23 protein-coding genes are annotated in these 23,008 nt (G+C 72.0%); 14 read left to right on the top strand and 9 right to left on the bottom strand.

Annotation, left to right across the window (positions count from 1 at the left end; genetic code table 11):
- Positions 1-329 precede the first annotated feature (329 nt).
- The 4 genes from ABT297_RS33775 to ABT297_RS33790 all read left to right on the top strand — a co-directional run bounded on the left by ABT297_RS33775 (position 330) and on the right by ABT297_RS33790 (position 3,380).
- The gene (locus tag ABT297_RS33775) at positions 330-1,364 is read left to right on the top strand and encodes an IS110 family RNA-guided transposase (protein WP_350556530.1); all 1,035 of its coding nucleotides are present in this window, start codon (positions 330-332) and stop codon (positions 1,362-1,364) included.
- 293 nt (positions 1,365-1,657) lie between these two features.
- The gene (locus tag ABT297_RS33780) at positions 1,658-1,969 is read left to right on the top strand and encodes an EthD family reductase (protein WP_350556531.1); all 312 of its coding nucleotides are present in this window, start codon (positions 1,658-1,660) and stop codon (positions 1,967-1,969) included.
- A 109-nt stretch (positions 1,970-2,078) separates the two neighbouring features.
- Entirely contained in the window at positions 2,079-2,957 is an 879-nt protein-coding gene (locus ABT297_RS33785; RefSeq protein ID WP_350556532.1) for a PhzF family phenazine biosynthesis protein, read from the top strand.
- A 129-nt stretch (positions 2,958-3,086) separates the two neighbouring features.
- Positions 3,087-3,380 carry a hypothetical protein gene (locus ABT297_RS33790; protein WP_350556533.1) on the top strand — a complete coding sequence of 98 codons (294 nt, stop codon included), beginning with the start codon at positions 3,087-3,089 and terminating at the stop codon, positions 3,378-3,380.
- A gap of 212 nt (positions 3,381-3,592) precedes the next feature.
- Here the strand turns inward: ABT297_RS33790 and ABT297_RS33795 are convergent, their stop codons facing one another.
- Complete coding sequence (locus tag ABT297_RS33795; protein WP_350556534.1) at positions 3,593-4,447, bottom strand: DUF4253 domain-containing protein; 855 nt, start codon at positions 4,445-4,447, stop codon at positions 3,593-3,595.
- Between the two features lie 79 nt (positions 4,448-4,526).
- On the opposite strand from ABT297_RS33795, the gene ABT297_RS33800 reads away from it, so the two are divergent.
- Both ABT297_RS33800 and ABT297_RS33805 read left to right on the top strand, forming a co-directional pair.
- Positions 4,527-5,204, top strand: a complete 678-nt coding sequence (locus ABT297_RS33800; protein WP_350556535.1) for an XRE family transcriptional regulator — start codon at positions 4,527-4,529, stop codon at positions 5,202-5,204.
- Positions 5,205-5,374: 170 nt separating this feature from the next.
- Positions 5,375-5,539, top strand: coding sequence for a hypothetical protein (locus ABT297_RS33805; RefSeq protein WP_350556536.1), 165 nt, complete (start codon positions 5,375-5,377; stop codon positions 5,537-5,539).
- A 157-nt stretch (positions 5,540-5,696) separates the two neighbouring features.
- On the opposite strand, the gene ABT297_RS33810 is transcribed toward ABT297_RS33805, so the two are convergent.
- The gene (locus ABT297_RS33810; RefSeq protein WP_350556537.1) at positions 5,697-5,984 is read right to left on the bottom strand and encodes a hypothetical protein; all 288 of its coding nucleotides are present in this window, start codon (positions 5,982-5,984) and stop codon (positions 5,697-5,699) included.
- A 4-nt stretch (positions 5,985-5,988) separates the two neighbouring features.
- On the opposite strand from ABT297_RS33810, the gene ABT297_RS33815 reads away from it, so the two are divergent.
- Entirely contained in the window at positions 5,989-6,306 is a 318-nt protein-coding gene (locus ABT297_RS33815; RefSeq protein WP_350556538.1) for a hypothetical protein, read from the top strand.
- Positions 6,307-7,078: 772 nt separating this feature from the next.
- Here the strand turns inward: ABT297_RS33815 and ABT297_RS33820 are convergent.
- Positions 7,079-7,372, bottom strand: coding sequence for a hypothetical protein (locus tag ABT297_RS33820; RefSeq protein ID WP_350556539.1), 294 nt, complete (start codon positions 7,370-7,372; stop codon positions 7,079-7,081).
- Between the two features lie 194 nt (positions 7,373-7,566).
- Here ABT297_RS33820 and ABT297_RS33825 point away from each other — a divergent pair, with 194 nt between their 5' ends.
- Entirely contained in the window at positions 7,567-8,331 is a 765-nt protein-coding gene (locus ABT297_RS33825; protein ID WP_350556540.1) for an rRNA methyltransferase, read from the top strand.
- 243 nt (positions 8,332-8,574) lie between these two features.
- Here the strand turns inward: ABT297_RS33825 and ABT297_RS33830 are convergent, their stop codons facing one another.
- Both ABT297_RS33830 and ABT297_RS33835 read right to left on the bottom strand, forming a co-directional pair.
- Positions 8,575-8,895 (bottom strand): GYD domain-containing protein, encoded by a 321-nt coding sequence (locus tag ABT297_RS33830; RefSeq protein WP_350556541.1) that lies wholly within the window; start codon positions 8,893-8,895, stop codon positions 8,575-8,577.
- Positions 8,896-8,978: 83 nt separating this feature from the next.
- A complete protein-coding gene (locus tag ABT297_RS33835; RefSeq protein WP_350556542.1) occupies positions 8,979-10,520 on the bottom strand; it encodes a glycosyltransferase 87 family protein in 1,542 nt (513 codons plus the stop codon).
- Between the two features lie 98 nt (positions 10,521-10,618).
- Here ABT297_RS33835 and selA point away from each other — a divergent pair, with 98 nt between their 5' ends.
- The 3 genes from selA to ABT297_RS33850 all read left to right on the top strand — a co-directional run bounded on the left by selA (position 10,619) and on the right by ABT297_RS33850 (position 15,152).
- Positions 10,619-11,935 (top strand): L-seryl-tRNA(Sec) selenium transferase, encoded by a 1,317-nt coding sequence (selA, locus tag ABT297_RS33840; RefSeq protein ID WP_350556543.1) that lies wholly within the window; start codon positions 10,619-10,621, stop codon positions 11,933-11,935.
- A complete protein-coding gene (gene selB, locus ABT297_RS33845) occupies positions 11,926-13,662 on the top strand; it encodes a selenocysteine-specific translation elongation factor (protein WP_350556544.1) in 1,737 nt (578 codons plus the stop codon). The genes selA and selB overlap by 10 nt, the downstream gene beginning before the upstream one ends.
- 200 nt (positions 13,663-13,862) lie before the next feature.
- Positions 13,863-15,152: a condensation domain-containing protein gene (locus ABT297_RS33850; protein WP_350556545.1), complete on the top strand. Its 1,290-nt coding sequence runs from the start codon at positions 13,863-13,865 to the stop codon at positions 15,150-15,152.
- 45 nt (positions 15,153-15,197) lie between these two features.
- Here ABT297_RS33850 and ABT297_RS33855 read toward each other — a convergent pair whose 3' ends face one another.
- Positions 15,198-17,477 (bottom strand): putative bifunctional diguanylate cyclase/phosphodiesterase, encoded by a 2,280-nt coding sequence (locus ABT297_RS33855; protein ID WP_350556546.1) that lies wholly within the window; start codon positions 17,475-17,477, stop codon positions 15,198-15,200.
- A gap of 272 nt (positions 17,478-17,749) precedes the next feature.
- On the opposite strand from ABT297_RS33855, the gene ABT297_RS33860 reads away from it, so the two are divergent.
- Positions 17,750-18,241 carry a uridine kinase family protein gene (locus tag ABT297_RS33860; protein WP_350556547.1) on the top strand — a complete coding sequence of 164 codons (492 nt, stop codon included), beginning with the start codon at positions 17,750-17,752 and terminating at the stop codon, positions 18,239-18,241.
- A 624-nt stretch (positions 18,242-18,865) separates the two neighbouring features.
- Here the strand turns inward: ABT297_RS33860 and ABT297_RS33865 are convergent.
- Both ABT297_RS33865 and ABT297_RS33870 read right to left on the bottom strand, forming a co-directional pair.
- Positions 18,866-19,012, bottom strand: a complete 147-nt coding sequence (locus ABT297_RS33865) for a hypothetical protein (protein WP_350556548.1) — start codon at positions 19,010-19,012, stop codon at positions 18,866-18,868.
- A 566-nt stretch (positions 19,013-19,578) separates the two neighbouring features.
- A complete protein-coding gene (locus ABT297_RS33870; RefSeq protein ID WP_350556549.1) occupies positions 19,579-20,199 on the bottom strand; it encodes a class I SAM-dependent methyltransferase in 621 nt (206 codons plus the stop codon).
- Between the two features lie 124 nt (positions 20,200-20,323).
- Between ABT297_RS33870 and ABT297_RS33875 the strand changes: the two genes are divergently transcribed.
- Both ABT297_RS33875 and ABT297_RS33880 read left to right on the top strand, forming a co-directional pair.
- The gene (locus tag ABT297_RS33875) at positions 20,324-20,812 is read left to right on the top strand and encodes a chemotaxis protein CheX (protein ID WP_350556550.1); all 489 of its coding nucleotides are present in this window, start codon (positions 20,324-20,326) and stop codon (positions 20,810-20,812) included.
- Between the two features lie 163 nt (positions 20,813-20,975).
- Positions 20,976-21,617: a hypothetical protein gene (locus tag ABT297_RS33880; RefSeq protein WP_350556551.1), complete on the top strand. Its 642-nt coding sequence runs from the start codon at positions 20,976-20,978 to the stop codon at positions 21,615-21,617.
- Positions 21,618-21,670: 53 nt separating this feature from the next.
- Here the strand turns inward: ABT297_RS33880 and ABT297_RS33885 are convergent, their stop codons facing one another.
- Complete coding sequence (locus ABT297_RS33885) at positions 21,671-22,717, bottom strand: 3-deoxy-7-phosphoheptulonate synthase (RefSeq protein WP_350556552.1); 1,047 nt, start codon at positions 22,715-22,717, stop codon at positions 21,671-21,673.
- Between the last annotated feature and the right edge of the window lie 291 nt (positions 22,718-23,008).

Below are 23,008 nucleotides of genomic sequence, written 5' to 3' on the forward strand. Positions count from 1 at the left end.
CCGATGATCACTCGTGCCACGCCGTTCCTCCCTCAATCCGACATTCGCTGATGTCAGCGAGGAGGGCAGCGCTACTTCGAGCTGGGCAGACCCCTGACTTGTCTACTGGAGTCAGATGCGCGGGTCTGCAGCCCGTAGCGTCAGGGCGCCGGTCGGCACTGGCTCGCATACCCCTTGCCGCCCTCGGGCTGGCTCTTCAAGAGCGTGCCGCCGCTGGCCGGCGCCCGGCCGTGGCGTGGCTCAACAGAGGCGTGCTCAACGATTTCCCCAAGTCAGGCTGCCCGCCACGGTGACCCTCGTTTCGGTTGGCGGAAGGAACCCAGCTCCCCGTGATCACGATCGGCATCGACCCGCACAAGTCCTCCTTGACCGCTGTCGCCCTCGACCAGACCGGACGGGCATTGGCAACCCGGCGGATCACCATCAACGCCGCCGCATACAAGACACTGACCGGCTGGGCCGTCCTCTGGCCGCAGCGGCGTTTCGCTGTCGAAGGTGCCGCCGGTCTGGGCCGCGGTATCGCCCAGTTGCTGGCCGCAGCCGGCGAGGACGTGGTCGACGTCCCGGCCAGCCTCGCCGCTCGAGCTCGGCTGCTGGACACCGGCGGCACCCGCAAGACCGACGCCGCGGACGCGGCCAGCGTTGCGCACGCCGCCATGCGCCACCAGCGGTTGCGTCGCGTCGTGGCCGAGGACCATCACACCCGGCTGCGGCTGCTGTCCGAACGCCGCGACGACCTGGCCCGCGAACGCGTCCGGCTGCTCAACCGGCTCCACGTGCTGCTGCGTGATCTGATCCCCGGCGGCGCCGCGCTGGACCTCACCGCGGACAAGGCCGCGGCATTGCTGCGCGGTATCCGGCCGATCACCGCCACCGACAGCTGCCGCCGCGACCTGGCCAGAGACATGATCACGGACCTACGCCACCTGGACCGGCGCCTGCACGCCAACGAGGCCCAGACCCGGCAGGTCCTGAGTGAGACACACTCCACCATCACCAGCATCCGCGGCATCGGGCACATCATCGCCGCAAAGATCCTCGGCCACGTCGGGGACATCACCCGCTTCCCGACCACACATCACTTCGCCAGCTACGCCGGCACCGCACCCCTCGAGACCTCCAGCGGAGACCGCAACCGCCACCGGCTCAACCCCACCGGCAACCGGCAACTCAACACAGCCCTGCACACCATCGCCCTCGTCCAAGCCCGCGATCCAGGCCCAGGCCGCGTCTACTACCAGCGCAAACTCAACGAAGGCAAGACACCAGCCGAAGCCCGCCGCGCACTCAAACGACGACTCACCAACGTCCTCTACCGACACCTCATGAAAGATCAACTCAAACTGATCCCCGGCACGGGTTGACACACAGAGGCGCTCTTGAGCCTCTCCACGCCGCGGTGACCGGCAGGACGCATGCCAAATGAGAGCCACACGAAACAGCAGTGGGCAGCCGATGAGAGAGCGACCCTGCCGATCACCTCGACCCAGCCTGGCCGGGCTGCGGTCGTAGCACCAGTAGATAAGTAGCCGATGACAGTGCATCGGATCTTGAGGCGATCCGAACCGTTCCGTGTCGTCCCTCGTTCTTTGCAGGAGCTCCCAGGTCACCCGGAGTGTTATGGTCTCGTCTTTGGACAGGGTGGACGGAGGTCGTCATGCATAAGTTGGTGGTCTTGTATTCCAAGCCCGCCGACCCTGACCACTTCCGCGACTACTACGTGACCAACCATCTTCCACTGGTCATGAATCTGCCCGGCCTGCTTGCGTGGCGCTACAGCTTCGATGTGGCGGCGACCAACGGAGAAGCGCCATATTTCGCGGTCTTCGAAGGCGACTTCGCTGACGCCGCCGCCATGGCCACGGCGCGGGCGTCGCCGCAAGGCCAGCGGGTGGCCGCCGATGTCGCCAACTACGCCACCGGCGGTGCGGTCATCATCCACTATCCGGTGCAGGACGGCACCGACTGAGGCAGGCCGGTAGGCTCCGGGACGCGTTCGGTCGGCCGTTGCGGCCATGTCTGGCTATCGGCGGACGCCGTTTGCGGTTGCCGGTTCATTGAGCGTCAGAGGTGGGCCGATGTCCTGGCCGGATGTCACGGTGGTTGATGCGTGCGTGCGGCGCGACGGCCGGGGTGGCAGCCCCACGGCCGTCACCGACGACGACCCGACGGCGACGGACGCGGACCGGCGGGCGGTCGCTGCTGCGGCCGGCACCTCGCACGCGGCGTTCCTCGGCCCGGGGCGGACGCCGGGCGGTGGCTGGCCGGTCCGGTTCTTCACCGCCACCGCCGAACTGTCCGGCTGCGGCCACGGCACCGTTGCCGCGCAGGCCGTCCGGTTGACTCGCACCGCGCTGGGCGAGCTGAACGACCGCCAACACACCGGCGGGCGCACGTTCGACACCGTCGCGATCCGCCGCCCCGCCGGCATCGAGGTGTGGTTCGACCAGGGCCTCGTCGCGCTGCGCCACCCGGCACCGGACGAGCGCGCCGCCATCGTCGCCGCGCTCGGGCTCACCGCGGACGACCCGCATCCGACCGACGTGCCACGGATCGCCGCGCCCGGCGCACCACGCATGCTGGTACCGGTCCACGACCGGTCGGCGCTGCTCCGAGTCTGCCCACACCTCGGCAGGCTGACGGCGGCGTGCCGGCGGTACGGGCTCCTCGGCTGTTTCGTGTACGTACCGCCGGTGGGCGACCGACCGGGTGCGGCGCGGATGTTCGCGCCGGCGATCGGTGTCGACGAGGACGTCGCCAACGCCAACAGCACCGGCTGCCTGGCCGCCCACCTGCTCGACACGACAGGGGCACGGACGGTCTCGATCGAGGTGGAGCAGGGTGACACCCTCGGTCGACCGGCCAGCGTGCTCGCTTCGGCCCGACGCGGGCCGGCGGGCATCAGGACCCGGGTCGGCGGGTTGGCGGTGGTCCGCGACGGACATCTTCGTGAATGAGGACGGCATGCGTTCTCGCTTACCGACGAGCCTATCGAGCGGGTACCGCAGAGCGGACCGGATCTGACCGCGGACCAGGCGCGCGCCCATGAGGATCTGCCGTTCGTCTGGTGGGTCACCGACCGCGTCATGCAGCACGATCGACGGGCCTGGTGGACGCGGCACTGGCTCCTCGGGACCACCTGCATCCAGACCCTCGAGGTCTTCGAGCGCCACGAGCCCATTCTGCTGGTCAGTCACGACGCCGACGACGGCACGTGGCAGCTCATCGGCGCCTCCGACGCGAACAGCAGCACCGGGAAGATCGGGCATCTGCATCACGCCGTCGACGAAGACCAAAGCCTGATCGACGTGCTTGACCTGCCGCCCGGACGCAGTGCGGTACGAGCTGGCCTCGGCAAGCCCTGGACCGGCCGGCTCTAGATTTAGCGACGCACTCTCATGCCGCCGACCGGGCGCTACGGTTCGCCATCGATCATCATGCTCCGTACGCCGCTCCGACCGGCTTGACCCACAGGCCGGGCGCGCTCGTGCCGATGACAGGGCGGCTCGGCCGAACGAGTGCCACGACCTCAAGGGGCGGCTCAGTCCGCAGGCGACGGCCGCGCTCGCAGGTTGCGGTCTGATCGAGTTCGTCAGGGCCGGTTGTGCACGAACCACGCGTCACCGGCGGGCAAGGCAACGGCGACCTCCCACCGGCTCAGGTCGAGGTTCGGGGCGAGCGCCTTGAGCTGGCCGGCCGCGGTCCACGCCTCGTCACCCGGTGCTGGGCGACGACCCACCTGGAACTGCAGCATGGTGCCCCACGACGCGACCAGGCGGGCGTCCCATCGGTGATGCCACTGCGCCAGCACCTCGGCGAGCTTCCGCTGGTACTCCCGGGTGAGCGCACCGTAGAAGTCCACCCAATACCCCGAGCTGCGGACGTCGCTGGTGGGCAGCAACATGAGCAGGGCGCTGTCAGGGGTGTACCAGCAGCCGGTCTGCGTCACGAACCGGACGCTGCCAAGCACCCGGGCGTACAGGTCGGCGTCGGCGAGCAGCCGGTCGTACAGCGCCCGCTCCAGCGCCTGGCGCGGAGTCGGTAGCGCCACATCCGACACCAGGGCCGTCAGGTCGACGCCGGCCATGCCACGCGCGTAATGCTCGACCTCACCCTTGTCGACCTCGTCGTCCTCGCTGTAGTGGCGGTAGGCCAGCCAGGGTTCGGAGGACTCGGCCGCCTCGGCGAACGCGCGCAGCTCCGACTCCGACGGGCCCGGCTCGGGCTCGGGCCGGATCCTCAGCGTATCGTCGAAGTCGTCGGTGACCATGACGGGGCGGCGTCCGATGACCGGCACCAGGGCGTCGGCAGCCTGCCATGCCTCGTGCAGGCGGTTGGGGTCGATGTCGGCGACGAGGACGGTGCCCGACGGGCCGTGTCCGATCGGCAGGCCGGCCAGTGGCGTGCCGACGAACGCCGCTTCGATCTGGTCGAGGTCGTTTCGCACGGTGAGAGTGTCTCCGATCATCGACGCGACGCGGCGTGGAGGTAGGTCCGGGTGCACATCAGGATCCGGCGAGCAACGCATGCAGTATCGCCCAGGTCTGGTTGAGGTGCCGGAGCTCGCCGCCGTGCTGGCCGGCGGCTACGCCGGTGCCGCTCTGCTGCGTCGTTTGGCACCTGCCTTGGATTTGCACGCTGCGGACCTGTTCGTGATCGCCGGTCATGACGTGCCGGTCGACTTGGCCCCGGCGAGCGGCACCCATCCCTGGCATGTCGGGCACGTGATGCGCTCGGCCATGCGTCTGTTCGGGAAGCGTTTCGATCGGCTACATCACTACATCCGCTCGCTTCCGGTAGTTGTACCTGATGAGCCGCTCCGGCCGGCGCGGGTTCCGCCGGGGCCCGGCGCGCTGGTGATGGGTCTGCTGGTCAACCGGAACATCCGCCCGCACATCGCGCAGCTGCTGCACGACGTAGGCGACGGCCCCTACGTCTCCGACTCGACGATCTACCACGTGGTACGCGGGGAGTCGGCGCTGACTCCGCGTTACGTCACTGCATTCGCAGCGGTGCTCGGTATTGCGGCCGGTGACCTGGCCGCCCTGACCGGCGTCGGCCCGTCCGGGGACACCGCGCGCTTGTACCCTCGCCGGGCCGAACTCGCCGCCTTGGCCTGGGACGCCAGGCGGCTCAACAGCGAGCAACTGTCGCAGGTCCAAGTGCTCGCATCCGACCTGGCGCGGGTTGACGCACCCACGTAGCACAGCCGCTGCCTGCCACGCCACGGGACCGCGTCCAGGTGACCTCCGGGGCTTCGACGTATATCCCGGCGCACTCTCATGCCGCGGACCGCGCTCGGCGGCATGGCCGCGGTCTTGACCGGGGGTATGGCATCCTGCTGCAACAGCATCGCGAGGCTCGGGAGCCGTTTATGTCGCTGGTCCAGATCGCATCCGCTCAGGTGACGATGGCTCGCGGCCTTCCGCACGTGTGCGCGCCATGGCCGCCCGGCGACGCAGACGAAATCGCTGCGCTTCTCATCGCGGCCCTGGCCGTGGACCTTTCCCTGATCCCCTCGGTCTGCTGCTTTTCCTGATTGCCACCGTCGTCATGCGTGATGACGTCTGGGCGCCGAAGTGGCCATGGTGCAACCGGTGCAGCGCGCTGCGTGTCATGCGGCTGCTGACGGGTCTGGCCCTGTTCACCCGCAGCTACGCCTCCGCCATCGCCGGTGCTCACGTCGCCGAGAAGCGTCAGAGCCCGCAACTGACGAACCAAAACCACGCCTGCGGATCGCCCGCCGACATCTTGACCAGTCCGGCGTCGCTCCGCTCGCCACCACGGCCGGCGACGAGTACACCAACTGGAACGTCGGCGAGCCGTCCGGCCAAGTAGTGCAGATCGTGCTCGGCCAGCCGTACGGTCAGCGGCCGACGGCCCAGCGAGCTAACATCTTCGCCGCTGGAGCACGAATCGAGAACAAAGCGGTAGGAGTGCAACGCCTTGAGCAGTGGCAAGCAGTCTGTTGCCGGTTGGACCATCGCCGTGATTGTCGTCGCCGTGATCGCGGCCGGCTGCATCGGTTTTGGCGTACACCTCACGCAGGCGACCGGTGATCCAGTATGTGGCGGGCGGACCATGAACTCGGGCGAAAAGTGCGTCACGATCGTCAACGGCAGCGAGGGCAAGCCGAAGACCGCGGAGGAGCAGGCCGACTCCCAGGCGTCCGCGACCCATGTCTTTGGCTGGATCTTCATTGGTGGCGGTGTCCTCGTCGTGCTGAGCGGGCTGATGTTCGCGAGAACCGCTCGGCGGATCGTTCAGGAGGACCGGGCGAAGGCGGAGGGGGGCGCCGGAGCCTAAAGTCGCACGACCCGGAGTTGGGCCGGCCGCCGTGGCGTAGGAACACTGCCGTCGACCTTGTCGGCGCGGTACGCCGGGCATGGTCGAACGCGGCAGCGAAGCGCTGTCGCGATCACGGTGCACGAGGGCGCCTGGCTGTCATCGACAACGATCCCACCCGCGCTGACAGCCGCAGCGATCCGCTGCTCGGCCACGTCGGGCGCCACCCGGACGTCGACGTGGAACCGCAGCTCCAGCCTCGCCCCACCGGGAGTGCACACTTCTGCCGCCGTGAGCGAGCGGCCGACGGACCGGCGCCAGTCGTGCTTCGATGACCGGCTTCGCCAGGCTCGCCGTCCCGCCCGGGACACGATCGCGTCGAGGAGGTAGCGCATGAGCACGGACGAGGCGAGGCGGAGGAGCCGGACAGCATCTCGACCCTGCTGTACCTCGACGAGGTCGAGTCGATCGAGTCGGTGCGCCGACGTCCTGCGACTATGGAACAACACCGCCGGCGGCGCGCTGCTCGCGGCCGCCGCGCACGGGCGCCTCGACCACGCAGTGGGTCTCCGTCGCCGGGGACCGGGTCGCCCGGACTCGGTTCACCCGATGAGAACAGGTGCTCCACGAGCAGCTCTACCAGCTATCCCGCCGTCGCGGGAGGCGGGCGTCTTGGCCGCCGCCGAGTCGGCCAGCGGTGTCGAATCGCGACACGCGGCAGTATCCGTCGGCCTAGGACAGATCAAGCACCGCATGCCGCCGACCGTCGAGCAACACGTGGATGTGGTCTGGCTCAGGCCGACACAAACGTGTGCGCCGAGTACATCTCTGGCTCGTCTTTGACGCCGGTTTCCTCCAGGACCGACATGAGGCGGTCGCCGAATCGGCGACAAGCCTCCTCGGACTCCCACACGTCGACTACCCGGAAGCCATGTTCGCCCTCTCCGGCGATGTGCGTCAGCAGGCCCTCGACGGGCCAGTCCGAAGGCGTCTCCATACGGCTCTTACCGCCAGTGAGTCTCCGGACAGTTTCCTCGTACCGCTCCTGCGTGAAAGTCGGCCCCTGAGTAACAAGCACGACCGGCATGGCGACCCCCTCGCAGATCTGGGACTCACAGCAAAGGATAGTCCCGGTTGCTTCACGCAGCACCCGGCCACACTTTGCCGTGATGTTCTGGGCCGCCGTGGCGGCCGGCGCCGTTTGCGAAGCTGTAGCCCATGGCTGTCGCCTGCAGTACCCGGATGGGCGCCGGCCTATGAGATCTTGGCGAGAGGTGCAGGATGGGCTACCGGTTTGTGACATCTGGGCGCAGCTACGCGGATCTCGCGAGCGGGTCCGTTCTCCACTCGGCTTCAGGGCATCCGGCGTTCCCGGTGCGGTTGGCCTCAGAGATGTTTCTTCGCGGCCTGGCTGCCCTCGGCCCGAACGAGCCGGTGACGATCTGGGATCCGTGCTGCGGAAGCGGCTACCTGCTGACCGTGTTGGCGTTCCTGCACCGCCGAGCGGTAAACGAGGTGATCGCCTCGGACATCAACGGCGACCCGGTGGCCCTGGCCCGGCAGAACCTGACGCTGCTCACCCAGGCCGGTCTGAGCGCACGGGCAGCGGACCTCGCCGAGCTGGCTGAAAGGTACGGCAAATCCTCTCACGAAGAATCGGTGGCGGCGACCGGTCGGCTCGCCCGGCAGCTCACGCGCGACGGAGGGGACGTCCCGAGCGTCGCCCAGGTGGCGGACGCGTTCGACCCGGCACAGCTCGCCGCGGTGCTCGACGGACGGACTCCGCATCTTGTCATCACCGACGTTCCGTACGGCGAACAGACCGAATGGCACGGCGCGAACGCCGAATCGGGCACAGCGGGAATGGTACGAGCCGTCGCATCGGTGCTGCCGGCCGACGCCATGATTGTCGTCGCCGCGCGGGGACGACGGGTGCCGCTCGGTGACGGCATCCGGCCAACCCAGAAGTTCAAGATCGGGACACGGGCGGTTGCCCTGCTCCAGGCCGGCCAGCTGCAAACGTCGCCGGTTCATCGGCGATCGTGAAGGAGTCGGTCGCGAAGGAATCGATCGTGAAGGAGCGGTGTGGCGCCGGCCGCGCGGTCGCGGTGAGTTGCTCGGCCAGCCCAGCGCCACCGTCCCGAGCCGCCGCAATCGTCACATCGCTGCGCGAGCTCAGCCTCACACCGCCCCGGACTCCTCCTGGTGAGGACGTCCGGGGCTTCGGCGCGTCCGGCACGGGCCGGCGCACCGCGGGGTGAGGCACAGATGCGGCGACCGCCGGGCGGCTCAGACGCCGGGCGCCCGGTACTCGACGGCCCTGTGCGCCGCCTCGTCGACCTCCTCCGGACGCAGCAGCACCAGGGTCCTGGTGGTGGCTCCGCCGGCCGCGCCGATCGCGAGCGCGACGGCTGCGGCGGCCTTGTGGTCGGGCAGGTCGCAAATCACGTGCGTGTCCTGATCGCCGAATGAGAAGTCGAAGGACTCGAGACGCCCGCCGACGCTTTCGGCCATCTTCCGGACCGCCTCGACACGCCCGCTGCCGCCGTCCTTGAGAAGCCCGCGGAGTCCCTCGTGCGTGTAGGTCCCCTCGATGAGGAATCTGGTCATGGAGATCACCTCCCTCGGGCCAAGCCTAGCCAGACGTACGCCGGTCGCAAGGTCGCCCGGCGCGGCGGAACCGCATCATGGTGTTATTTCCACAAGGCCCGGGGTGGGTTCTCGATCAGCCGTCCCTCGGTGTCGTAGATGAGTAGTTGCCCGTAGTAGAGGTTGGTTCCGCCGAAGCAGAAGATCCGTTGACCGTCGAGCGTCATGATCGGGATGAAGTGGATCGGGGCCCCTGGTGCCGTTCGCACGGCGAGTTTGCCGACTCGGTCGTCGACCCAACCGTCAACGACGAATTTCTCGTCGGAACCTCCGATCGAGTAGTTCACGACCAGCCGTCCACCGAACGTCATGTCACAGGGCCCGCCGTCGCAGGAGACCTGGGTCATGGAGAACTCCCGCTGAGCTTCGGCCAGCGAGTACGTACGCAGGCCCGGGTCATAGTTGGGCGGGAGCGGCAGCAGGGCGAACAAGGCAACGCCAGCCACCACGGTGACCAGTGCGCGTCTGATCCGGACCATGGTGGGCAACTGCAGGCGGCCGTGGGCGACCGCGCCGAACCCGATGCAGCAAATCGCCACCACGCCGATGCCCCTGGCGTTGGTGAACAAATATTGAAGGCCGGGGTTGGATATCGACTCGCCGATGACGTTGGCCAGGCTCAGTGTCATGACGGCCACCAGGAACACGCCCGCTGCTCGTTTGGTCGCGACACCAGAGGCGACAAGCAGCATGCCTGCGAGAACCGGCCATACCTGGTGATGGGTCCACGACACCGGGGATGCGGCGACGGTTGCGCAGCCGACCAGGACCGCGGCGTGGACGGGCCGGCCCTCGTCGGAGAGTTGTCTTGCTCGCCAGAGCGCCAGGCCGCAGATGATGCCGACCAGAGCGCCCCAGACGATGAGCCGGTGCTCGGGGCCGACCCCGGCGCGCGCCAGCAAGGCGTGCAGCGATTGGTTGCCGAGTGAGGCGAGGTCACCGATGCGGGACGTCGAGGCGATGGTGTGGGTCCAGAATTGCCGGCTGTCGGCCGGGAGGAGGGCGGCTGCGAGGGCGCCCGCCGCGAGGAAGCTCGCGGTCGATCGGAGTGCGTCTCGGTGGCGTCGGGCGATCAGGAAGTAGACGACGAACAGCAACGGGGTCAGCTTGATCGCGGCGGCGATACCGATGAGCACTCCGCGCCATCGAGGGGGCAGCAGGTCCAGCGCGTCGATCAGGGTAAGCGCGACGACGAATACGCTGACCTGGCCGAACCTGAGGTCGCTCTGGATGGGGGCGGACACGGCCAGGACGCAGGCGGCCGCTGCCGCATGAAGATTGGCGCGGCCGAGGCGCCGGATGACGACGTAGGCGATCAGAGCCACTGCCAGGCAGGTGCCGGCCAGCCACAGCACGCGGATCAACTGCAGGGGCAGCCCGCCCAGGGGCCACATCACGATCGCGGCGAATGGCGGGTAGGTGAACGGGTCACCGTTGTCGGCAGCGTAGTCATACAGTGGCAGCCCGGCCCGGGCCCATCGGACCGCGCCGTAGTACACAGTCAGGTCGGCCAAGCGGTCGAACTCCGGGCGGCGCAGCGTCAGCGCGCAGGACACTCCGCAAATGCCGGCGAACACCGCCCACACGGCTGCGGCCGGCCATCGTTTGAGCAGGGCCGGAGGGGCCACGCAAGCTGCTAACGTTCCAACGGGTTTCACGTCTAGCGAGGGTAAGGGGCTGCGCGTTGGATCCGCGACGGGCCGTGCCGCGCACCGATGCGGTGCTCGATGATCCGCGACTGGCGGCGTTCGCGCGGGACCGGGCCCGGGGCGTCGTCCGCGAGGAGCTCGACCGGGTGCGGCGCGGCGAGCTGGCGCCGGGTGAGGTGGTCGAGGCGGCGCTGCGGCGGCTGGAGCGCCGCGGCGGGCCGCGTCCCGTGCTCAACGCCACCGGCGTGGTGCTGCATACCAATCTTGGCAGGGCGGCGCTGTCCGGGGCGGCCGTCGAGGCGGTCGTCGCGGCCGCTGGACACACCGACGTCGAGCTCGATCTGGAGTCGGGGCGGCGGGCGCGGCGCGGGCTGGGGGCGATGCGGGCGCTCGCGGAGGCCGTGCCGGCGGCGCAGGCCGTACACGTGCTGAACAACGGGGCGGCGGCGCTCGTGCTGGTGGCGACCGGGCTCGCGGCCGGCAAGGAGATCGTGGTCAGCCGCGGGGAGCTGGTCGAGATCGGGGACGGGTTTCGGCTGCCGGATCTGCTGGTGTCGACGGGGGCGCGGCTGCGCGAGGTCGGCACGACCAACCGGACCTCGCTGGAGGACTACCGGGCGGCGATCGGGCCGCAGACCGGGTTCATCCTCAAGGTGCATCCCTCGAACTTCTACCAGCGCGGGTTCGTCTCCGCCGTGGCGGTCGAGCGGCTCAAGGGTCTGCCGGTGCCGCTCGTGGTCGACATCGGGTCCGGCCTGCTGGACGCCGACCCGCTGTTGCCCGATGAGCCGGACGCCGCCACGGTACTGCGGGCAGGCGCCGACCTCGTCACCGCCAGCGGCGACAAGCTGCTGGGCGGGCCGCAGGCGGGGCTGCTGCTCGGGCGGGCCGATCTCGTCCGGGCTCTGCAGCGGCATCCGCTGGCCCGTGCCCTGCGGGTCGACAAGCTCACGCTCGCCGCGCTGGAGGCGACGCTGCTCGGGCCCGAGACGCCGACCTGGCGGGCGCTGCGGGCGCCGGTCGAGCGGCTGCGCCGGCGGGCCGAGGCGCTCCGGGAGGCGCTCGGCGGGCTACCCGCGGAGGTCGTCGACACCGTCGCGGTGGTCGGAGGCGGCGGTGCGCCGGAGGTGGAGCTGCCCTCGGCCGCGCTGGCGCTGCCGGAGGAGCTGGCCGGGCCGCTGCGGCTCGGCGATCCGCCGGTCGTCGGGCGGGTCGAGCGGCAGCGGCTCCTGCTCGACCTTCGCTGCGTGCCCGAGGACGAGGACAAGACGGTGGTGGCGGCGATCCTGCGCGCCGCACGCCGAGCGCCCGAGCGAAGCGACGACAACACGACCGAGCGCCCATGTGGGTGATCGCGACCGCCGGGCACGTGGATCACGGCAAGTCGACGCTGGTGCGCGCGCTGACCGGGATGGAGCCGGACCGCTGGGCCGAGGAGCGGCGCCGCGGCATGACGATCGACCTCGGGTTCGCCTGGACGCGGCTGCCCTCCGGCGCCACGGTCGCGTTCGTCGACGTGCCGGGGCACGAGCGGTTCGTGCCCAACATGCTCGCCGGGATCGGGCCGGTGCCGGCCGCGATGCTCGTCGTCGCCGCCGACGAGGGCTGGAAGCCGCAGTCCGCCGAGCACCTGGCGGCCCTGGACGCGCTCGGTGTGCGGCACGCGCTGCTCGTGGTGAGCCGGGCCGACCTGGCCGACCCGGAGCCGGCCACCCGGCAGGCCCTGGCGCGGCTGGCGAAGACGTCGGCCGGCGACGTCGAGGCGGTCGCCGTCAGCGCGGTGACCGGGGCCGGCCTCGACGAGCTGCGCGCCGCGCTGGACCGGCTCGGCGCCGCCCTGCCGCGGCCCGACCTGGACGCGCCGGTCCGGCTGTGGGTGGACCGCTCGTTCACCATCCGGGGCAGCGGTACCGTCGTGACGGGCACCCTCGGCGCCGGGCGCCTCGCCACGGAGACCGACCTGGAGCTCAACGGGGCGGCGGTGCACGTCCGCGGTCTGCAGTCGCTCGGCGAGCCGGTGTCCACGGTGGACGCGGTGGCGCGCGTGGCGGTGAACCTGCGCGGCGTCGAGCGCTCCGCGGTCGCTCGCGGCGACGCGCTGGTCTCGCCGGGCCGGTTCGTGTTCACCGACCTCGTCGACGTGCGGGTGCACGGCGAACCGGTCGCCGGCCTGCCCGCGACGGTGGTGCTGCACATCGGCTCGGCCGCGGTCCCGGCGCGGCTGCGCCCGCTGGGCACCGACACCGCGCGCCTGCGCCTGGCCCGGGCCCTGCCGCTGCACGCCGGCGACCGGGCGCTGCTGCGCGACCCGGGCCTGCACCGCGTGCCGGGCGGCGTCACCGTCCTCGACGTCGCCCCGCCCGAGCTGCGCCGCCGCGGCGCGGCCGCCGCCCGGGCGCTGGAACTGTCCACGATGGACGGACGCCCGGACGTGGCCGGCGAGCTGCGTCGCCGGCGCCTGGTGCACGCCGGCGAGCTGGCCCGGATGGGCATCCCCGGGCCCAGCGCCGGCTGGCTGCTCGACCCGGCCTACGAGGCCGAGCTGCGCACGCGCCTGGCGTCGGAGGTCCGCCGGTACGCCGAGGCGCACCCCGTCGACCCAGACCCCCCGGTCGAGGCGATCCGCCGCCGCCTGGACCTGCCCGACCGCGCGCTCGTCGAACGGCTCCTGACCCCGCCGCTGACCATCCACAATGGACGTATCGGGACCGGGCAGCGCCTGCCGGAGCGGCTGCTGCGCGCCATCGACGCCGTGCGGGCCGGCCTTGCCGAGGCCCCGTTCGCCGCGCCGGAGAGCGACCGCCTCGCGGCCCTGGGCCTGGGCCCGAAGGAGCTCGGCGCCGCCGCGAAGGCCGGCCTGCTGCTGCGCGTCGCGGACGGCATCGTGCTGCTGCCCGGCGCCGCGGAGGCCGCCGTCGAGCGCCTCGCCACGCTGCCGCAGCCGTTCACGCTGAGCGAGGCCCGCCAGGCGCTCGGGACGACGCGGCGGGTGGCCGTACCGCTGCTGGAGTTCCTGCATCGCCGCGGCGCCACCCGGCGCCTGCCCGACGGCCGTCACACAACGGACGCGGGGGCCTGACCGGGCATCGCCCCGGCAGCCAGGGCGCAATCGTACATCCGGCGCATGGTGCCCGGGAACGCACTTTCGTACGCTACGGCGAGCCGATGCGCCCTGCTGCGACCCGCCACGTTGTGCAGGCCGCCTCTGCCCGCCGCGCGCCGATGCCGGCCGGGCCGAGAGGTCGTGCACTGCCGTCACTATGGATGGGAGGGCCGGCGATGCGTGCTGCGCCGGATCGGGTCAGCGTCGGGTTCCAGGGCGAAGGGACGGCCGGTGGGCCGCCGAGGTCTGGCCCGCTGTCGTGGGGCCAGCTCGAGAACTGGTCGGCGATCGTCAAGCAGGGGACGTGGTTACCGCTCGGTGGCGTGACGCCATTACCGGAGGGCACGACCGTGGACGAGGTCGCGGCCGAGCTGCGGTACCTCATGAGCCGCTACGAGCCGATGCGCACCCTGCTGCGCTTCGACGCCGACGGCACGCCGACCCAGGTCGTGTACGCCACCGGCGAGATCGACCTGGAGATAATCGACGCGGGCGACGCCGACCCGGCCCAGGTCGCCGAGGACGTCTGCGAGCGCTGGCGGGCCAAGGAGCTGGACTTCGCCACCGAGTGGCCGCTGCGCATGGCGGTCGTGCACAGCGGCGGCGCGCTCACCCACATGGCGGTGCTGGTCTCGCACTTCGTCACCGATGCCGCCGGGGCGATGACGATGCTGACCGAGGTGGCCGAGCGCACCGCGACGCCGGTGCGCGGGCTGCAGCCGTTCGCCCAGGCGCAGTGGCAGGCGTCCCCGGCGGGACAGCGGCACAACACGGCGGCCCAGCGGTACTGGGAGGGCATCCTGCGCACCGTGGCGCCGGACCGCTTCCCGCGCCCCGCGACGGTCGAGTCGCCGCGGTACTGGCACGGCGAGTTCACCTCGCCGGCGCTGGGACTGGCCGCGCGCCGCTGGGCGGAGCGGTCGGGCCTGGACACGTCGACGGTGCTGCTGGCCGCGTACGCGGGCGCGCTCACCTCGGTCACCGGCGTGGATCCGGTGGTGATCCGGCCGATGGTGAGCAACCGCTTCCGCCCCGGCCTGGCCGACGTGGTGTGCACCCTGGCCCAGGCCGGGCTGCTGAGCATCCAGGCGGCGGGCGCACCGTTCGGCGAGCTGCTGGAGCGTGCCCGCCGCGTGACGATGGCGGCGTACAAGTACGCCTACTTCCACCACACGGGCATGGAGCGGGTGGTGGCGCGGGTGGCCGCCGAGCGCGGCACCGACATCGAGCTGGGCTGTTACTTCAACGACCGCCGCGGCCCGGCGCGCGACGAGACGCCGATCGAGCCGGGCGAGTCGTCGTTCCGCTGGGTGGCCGCCCAGGACGCCCCGTCGTTCGAGCCGCTGTTCGTCCACCTCGATGACGTGCCGGGCACGCTGCGCCTGAGCCTGTATCTCGATGCCGCGCACCTGTCCCCCGCCACCGCCGAGGAGCTGGTGGCCACCATGGAGCGCATCACCGCCTGAGCCGCCGTCACGCCCGGCCGTTGCGTTGTTCCCCCGACGAGACGGTCAGCGGCCGATGACGGCGCGGTCGTTCGGGTCGAGCACCCCCGGCGGGGCCACCTTCTCCAGCGGGCCCGAGGCGCCGAAGCGGTGGCCCTGGCCGTACTGACAGCCCAGGGCCGCCATCGCCGCGGCCTGGCTGTCGGTCTCGATGCCCTCGGCGACCACCGTGACGCCGATGCCGGTGCAGATCTGCACGATCGAGCGGCAGATCGCCTCGCTGCGACCGTGGTCGGCGAGGGTGAAGGAGCGGTCCAGCTTCACCTCGTCGACCGGCATCGCGTGCAGCTGGGCCAGGGCGTTGTACCCGGTGCCGAAGTCGTCGAGGGCGAAGCGGACGCCGAAGCGGCCGAGGCGGCGCACGGCACCGGCGGCGGCGCCCAGGTCGGGCAGCGGGGCGGTCTCGGTGAGCTCCAGCAGGAGGCGCTGCGGTGCCAGACCGTGCCGCACGACCGCGGCCCGCACCGTCTCCTCGTGCTCCCGGCGGCCCAGCCGGGCGGCGGAGGTGTTGACGTGCACGGCGATACCGGCCCAGGGGCCGCGGAAGGCGGCGGCGTCGCGACAGGCGCGGTCGAGCACGAAGTCGTCGACGAGGCGGATGAGGCCGATCTGCTCGGCGGTGGCGATGAAGACGTCGGTGGAGACGGGTCCGAGGCTCGGGTGGGTCCAGCGGGCCAGCGCCTCCAAGGCCACGACCGTCTCGTCGTGGAGGCGGACGATCGGCTGGTAGTGCACGTCGAGGCCGCGCCCGTCGCGCAGCGTGGCGGCCAGCGCCTCGGCCAGGTCGGAGCTGCCCGTGCCGTCGGGCAGGTCCACGCGGTACCGCACCAGCGTCCCCTTGCCCCGCCGCTTCCCCGAGTACATGGCGGCGTCGGCCCGGCGCAGCAGCGCGTCGGCGGACAGCACCGGGCCGTGCTCGCCCGCCCGGACCAGGCCGACGCTCACGCCGACGGTGACGATCTGCCCGTCGAGCTCGAACGGCCGGCCGATCTCGGCCATGACCCGCTCGGCCGGCTCGTCGGGGTCGCCGGCGCCCTCGATCAGGATCGCGAACTCGTCGCCGCCGACCCGGGCGACGGTGTCGCTGTCGCGCACCGCGGCGCGCAGCCGCTCGGCGACCTGGCGTAACAGCCGGTCGCCGACGAGGTGGCCGAAGCGGTCGTTGACGGCCTTGAAGTCGTCGAGGTCGCAGAAGAGGATCGCCAGCGGGCGGCCGTCGCGGTGATGCAGGGCCAGGGCGTGCTCGAGGCGGTCGTGGAACAGCACCCGGTTGGACAGGCCGGTGAGCGCGTCGTGGAAGGCCTGATGGGCGAGGCGTGCCTGGCTCTCGGTGACCCGGTCCAGCAGCACCGCGTTCTCCACCAGCGTGACCGCCTGGCGGATGATGAGCAACGAGATGACCGCGGTCTCCACGACGATCTCCACGCCGTCCACGGGGGTGCCGCGGATCAGCTGCGCGATGAACAGCACCCCGGTGAAGGCGACCGGCACGTAGGGCAGCATCAGGTGCGCCCAGCGCCCGTGCCGCGGCGGCTCCGGCGCGTCGCCCGGCCGCGGCGGGGTGAGCGCGGCGACGGCGACGAGCGCCTGCCCGGCGATGAACCCGGCGTCGAACACCGGCGGCATGCTGTCGGCGCCCTTGGAGACCAGGTAGGCGAAGATGCTGTCGGACAGCGACAGGCACAGCAGCCCGGCGCCGAGGATCGTGAGCTGGCCGCGGTTGGCGTGGGCCGACGTGGCCAGCAGCAGGATCACGATGACGGTCAGCACGAGGTCGGTGATCGGGTAGGCGATGGCGACCGAGTACGCGAACGGCGTCGCCGCGCCGGCCCTGAACACCGAGCCCAGCGTCGTGGCCCAGGTGAGCACGAACAGCGCGCCGACGACGATCAGCCCGTCCAGCACCATCACCAGCTGGCCGGGGCGGCGCCGAGGCGCGCCGTCGGGCGGCCGGGCGGCGGCCAGCGACACGAGCGCGGGCAGCGCGAAGACGGGCAGGGTCAGGTAGCCGGCGTCGGCCAGGGACGGCGAGGGCAGCGCGTCGTCGCGGAACAGCTGATGCCAGCTCCAGATCGACTGGCCGATCGTCCAGCCGAGGGCGCCCGTGCCCATCCACAGCCGCCAACGCCGCTGGGCGCCGGTGTAGCGCGGGGCGGTGAGCCAGCAGGCCACGGTCGCGGCCGCGCCGGCGGCGAACTGCGCGAGGTCGTCGACGAGCTGCGACCACCACGCGGGGAGCAGGCCCGTCCCGCCCAGCCCAACGACCACGGCCACCGAGACAGCCACGACAAGGAGTGGCTTCGAGGCAGGTCCGCGCGGCAAATGGATCCATCCTCACCCGAGGTGATCAGGACGACACGCGGGCTACGGTACCGCACCGGCGGCGCTTGTGCGCCGGATCTTTGACGACGCCTGTTCACCCGCGTGTTCCGGCCCGGTCTCCACGCCGGTGCATGGGTCGCGCAACGACGCATCGGTCCTCCTGCCGCTGCCGACCGCTCGCCCCGCTGACGAATCGGGTTCGTGCCCAGCCCTCCGGCGCGGTAGGGTCGCGGATCATGATGCGCGTGCTGCCGCCCCTGCTCGTCATCGGCGGCCCGGCGGGAGCGGGCAAGAGCAGCATCGCCGACGCCGTGGCCAAACGCTTCGGCGTCCCGGTCGTCGGCCTGGGCGACAGCGCCGGCGAGGACCAGCACTGCGTCGACCTCGACAGCCTGCAGGACCGGCTGGACGCCCACGAGGACGCCGAGCTGGTCGTGGTCGAGGGCGTCTTCGCCCTGGCGCTGCCGCCGATCCGCTGGGCCGCGCGGTGGACCGTCTACGTCGACACCCCGATGGACATCAGCCTCGCCCGCCGCGCGCTGGGCCTGGACGACCCGCGCGCGGTGCTGCGCGCCTACCTCGACGGCGGGCGCGACGCGCACGCCCGCAACGTCGCACCCGGGCGCCAGCTCGCCGACTTCGTCGTCGACGGCACGGACCCGCTGCCGGACACCGCCGAACGCATCTACCACTTCATCACCAACCGCCCGACCATCGCGCAATGGTGAGCGCCACGACGGCCAGTCGCGGACCCGTCGCGGCCGCGGGCGGAGGCTGCTGAGCACGGCCACAACGGCCAGCACGGCGAGCGCGACGGCCAGGGCGAGCGCCGGCAGGCCGCACAGCGGAGGCAGGCCGCAGCGATCCACGCGACCGCGCCGGTGCCGCGACGAGGCCAGCGGCCAGGATCAGCAGCGGTGGGATGGCCGTCCAGCGGCGCGACCGCGACCGCCAGGGCGTCGTCGGTGCGGTCCAGGCGGGTGACCGTGATGTCGAGGCTCAGGGTCGTGCCGCGCACGGTCGCCGAGGCGGGCCGGGACGGGTCCGCCGGACCGCAGGGCCGTGGCCGAACGGCGCGGTCCATCGACGGCGAGGGCGTCCGGCAGCGGTACCACGGCCATCGCGTATCGCCCGGACGGGTCCGCGGCGCGCACCGCCTGGAGCAGCTGCAGGCGGCTGGCGGCGCCGACGGAGAGCGCTCCCGGCGCGCCCGTCTCGGCCCTCCGCGCACTCGCCCTGCCGGCGCTGCGCGGTGGCGGTGGCCGCGCCGGCGAATCCCAGCGACGCCAGCGATGCGGTTGAGGTGCCCGGCGGCGGCGTCCTGATGTCCGCGCCGGTGAGCACCGCGATGATCAGCGCGACGGCGCCACCACGAGCACGGCCAGCAGCCGGGCCGCGGACGGGCGGCGGGCCAGCCACACGCCGGCCGGGCCGGTGGTGAGCCGGCCGCGGCGCAGCGCGACGGCGCCGAGACGGCCGGCGAGCGGCGACGCCACCACGACGGCCGGCGAGCGGCGACGCCACCACGACGGCCGGCGAGCGGCGACGCCACGACGGCCGGCGGCACGAGCGCGAGGGCGAGCCTGGCCACGCCGCCGCCGAAGCCGCGCGCCCTGCACGGTGGCGGCGGCCACGGCCACGGCGGCGAGCAGCGCGATCCGGACGCCCCACCGTCCACTTCGGACGTCGACCCGGCACAGGAGCGCGCCCGGCGGAGCGGAGATGGTGCGGCCGCGCGCAGCCGGGCCACGACGTCGTCGCCGGCGCCGGGGCCAGCCAGACCTCGGCGCGCTCGGCCGCGGGGCACGGCGCCGCGAGCCACGGCGGCGATCCGGGCGGCGTACTCCAGGTCGACGAGCGCGCCGGACCCGCCGCTGCGGGGCACGAAGGCGGCCGGGCGGGGATGCGGCGGCATCGAGACGCCGAACACGCTCGCGTCGCCGGTGACCGCCTCCCCCGGCGACCAGCGCCGGCAGCGGCATGGGGGTGTCACGACATACAGGCGGCTGTCGACGGGCCGCTGGCCGATGGGCCGCACGTCGGTGAGGCGCAGCCGCCCGCCCCTTCAGCCGGAGCCGAGCACCGCGACGAGGAAGTCCGAGTCCGCGGCGAACGGCCGCAGGTCCCAGGTGCTCAGCAGCAGGTCCGGCCGTAGCCCGGCGGCGGCCGCGTCGGCCAGAAACTCGTCGAACGCGTAGCCGCGCCCGGCGCCGAACCCGACGACGACCCGCCCGCCCTCGCCCAGGTGCGCGCAGAGGCGCCGCAGGATCTCCACCCGGGTGGCGGGCGCCACGAAGGTGATCACGTTGCCGGCGCAGACGACCACGTCGAAGCCGGCCTGGATGCCGGCGGCCGGCAGGTCGAGCTCGGCGAGGTCGCCGACCAGCCAGGTCGGCCCGGGGTGGTCCTGCTCGGCGACGGCGACCAGCTCGGGGTCCAGGTCAACGCCGACGACCTCGTGGCCGGCCGCGGCCAGGAAGCCGCCAACCCGCCCGGTGCCGCTGCCCGCGTCGAGGATCCGGGCGCCGCGCGGGACCATGGCATCGATCAGCCGGGCCTCCCCGGCCAGGTCGGCGCCGCTCGCGGCCAGGTCCCGGAACCGCTGGACATACCAGTTCGCGTGGCCCGGCTCCTCGGCCTTCCGGCGCAGCCAGGCGTTCTCCTCGGCTAGGTTCTTCTCGGCCATGGTGCCCCCTTCCGTACTCCGATCAAGGTATCCCGGCGTGAACAGGCGCCGCCAAAGGCTCAACCGGTCACCGCGGTGACCGATGTGGCGATTGCCGGACGGGTATGCCGAAGGGAGCCGACCGATGGTGGCCGACATCGACGGCGGCGCCGTCTCCGCCGACGCGCTGCAGGGCATCGTCTGGCAGGTCTGGACCGCCTACCTCGGCAGCGGCCCGCCGGGCGAGCCGATGCCGCCCGCCGCGTACATGGCGCCGTTTGACGTCACCGGCGCGGCGGCCATCGCCGGCGCGTGGAACGGCCACGTGATCCTGCGCTGCCGCCTGGACGGGATGTCGGCGATCGCGGCGGCGATGCTCGATCTGCCGACCGGCAGCGTGCGCCTCGACGACGTCGTCGACGCGGCCGGCGAACTGCTGAACATCATCGCCGGCAACGTGAAGAGCCTGCTGCCCCAGCCGAGCGTCGTGGCCCTGCCGCAGGTGGTCCTGGGCGAGGCCGATGTGCTGTGGCCGGGCGCGCTGGCGATCCGCGAGCTGCGGACCGCCTTCGTCGACTGGGCGGTGCTGCTGTCGGTCATGGAGGTCGACGGCGCGAGCCTGAGGTTCCCCTGAGGGGGCCGGCGACGCCCCGGGAATCGACCGGTGGCGTAGGTCCCGGCATGACGGGACCTCGGTCCCACGCAGGCGGGCGCTTGGCCTCTCCCGAGCGCCGGGGCCGGACCGGCACGCTATTGGCATCACACACCGAGCATGACCCGAGCCCAGGAGGGCCACCATGAAGCGCAAGACCCTCGACATCATCGTCGGCGCCGGTCTGGTCGTCCTGGCCGGACTGCTGCTGATCGCCGGCCTCGTCCTGACCAGCAACGCGAACTTCGCCAACGACTACGTCAGGACGCAGCTCTCCCAGCAGCAGATCACCTTCAAGACCGCCGACACCCTGACCGCCGAGGAGAAGCAGGTCGCGTGCCTGGTCGAGTACGCCGGCCAGCCGCTCGACAGCGGCAAGAAGGCCGAGTGCTACGCCAACGAGTTCATCGGCCTGCACCTCAAGTCGATCGCCGGTGGCAAGACCTACGCTCAGCTCGGCGACGTGCAGACCGAACTGAAGACCAAGATCGCGGCCGCCCAGAAGGCGGACGACCCGGCCCTGGCCGACCTGCAGAAGCAGCTCACCGAGGTGAACGGCCAGCGCGAGACGGTGTTCAAGGGTGAGTCCCTGCGCGGGATGCTGCTGACCTCGTACGGCTTCAGCGAGTTCGGCGCCAAGGCCGCCCAGGCCGCGCTGGTGGCCTACACGGCCTCGGGGCTGCTGTTCCTGGTCGGCGCGGCCGGCCTGCTCCACGCCGCCCGCACCCCACGCAGCGAGGGCTTCGCGGTTCCCGAGTCGGCCCCGAAGCAGCTCACCAACGCGTGAACCTCGACCAGACCGCGAACGGCCCGGGCCACACGGCCCGGGCCGTTTCCGTGTCAGGCGGCGCGCCGGGCCCGCACCGCCGCGGCGAGGTCGTCGAGCAGGGCCTCGGTGGTGTCCCAGGACATGCAGGCGTCGGTGACGCTCTGGCCGTACGTCAGCTCGCCCCCCAGATCCTGCCGCCCCGCGACGAGGAAGCTCTCCAGCATCACGCCGGCGATCCCGTCCTGGCCGGCGGCCACCTGCTCGGCCACCTCGTGCGCCACGCCGGCCTGGCGGACGTGGTCCTTGCCGCTGTTGCCGTGGCTGGCGTCGACGATGAGCCGCCGCGGCATCTGCGCCTTCTCCAGCCGGGCCAGCGCGTCGGCGACGTCGGCCGGGCCGTAGTTCGGGCCCGAACGGGCGCCGCGCAGGATGATGTGGCAGTCCGGGTTGCCGGCCGTGGAGACCACCGCGGCCCGCCCGTCCTCGTCCACGCCGAAGAACACGTGCCGGCTCGCCGCGGTACGGCAGCCGTCGATGGCGACCTGCACGTCGCCGTCGGTGCCGTTCTTGAACCCGACCGGCATCGACAGGCCCGACGCCAGCTGCCGGTGGACCTGGCTCTCCGGTGTCCGGGCGCCGATCGCGCCCCACGAGACCGCGTCGGCGATGTACTGCGGGCTGGTCGGCTCCAGGAACTCGCACCCGACCGGCAGCCCGAGGCCGAGCACGTCGAGCAGCAGCCGGCGGGCCAGCCGCAGGCCGCGGGGCACGTCGAACGTCTCGTCGAGCCCGGGGTCGTTGATGAGGCCCTTCCAGCCGACGGTGGTGCGGGGCTTCTCGAAGTACACCCGCATGACGACGGTGAGGTCGGCGGACAGTCGCCGCGCCGCGGACGCCAGGCGGTGCGCGTAGTCCACCGCCGCCACCGGATCGTGCACGGAGCACGGCCCGACGACCACGAGCAGCCGGTCATCGGCGCCGGTGACGATGCGGTGCACCTCGTCCCGGCCGCGCTGCACGACCGCGGCCCGCTCGTCGTCCATCGGCAGCTCGGCGGCGAGCTCGCGCGGGGTGACCAGCGGCTGGTAGCCGGTGACTCGAAGATTGTTGGTGTCCATGACCCGTCTCAGTCCTTCCCAGGGGAGGCGGGCCCGGTGAGACCAGCCCCGCCGCGTGACACGACGAAGGGCAGAGACTGAGGTCTCCGCCCTTGCTGGCTCCGGGTGAACTAGGTCAGCGCGAGCGACCGCCGGCTCCACCCGGAGCCACGGTAAACGCCCGATAACCGAAATTCACGTGGCCATAGTACCGCACGGGCCCGCGCTGTCGACGTGACGCTCGTCAAAGGCACGGACCCGGCGCGGCGATCGGGTCCCGGACGACGACTCCACCGTCGCCGTCCGGGACCC

It is taken from the genome of Dactylosporangium sp. NPDC000555, assembly GCF_040300025.1.
Lineage (GTDB): Bacteria > Actinomycetota > Actinomycetes > Mycobacteriales > Micromonosporaceae > Dactylosporangium.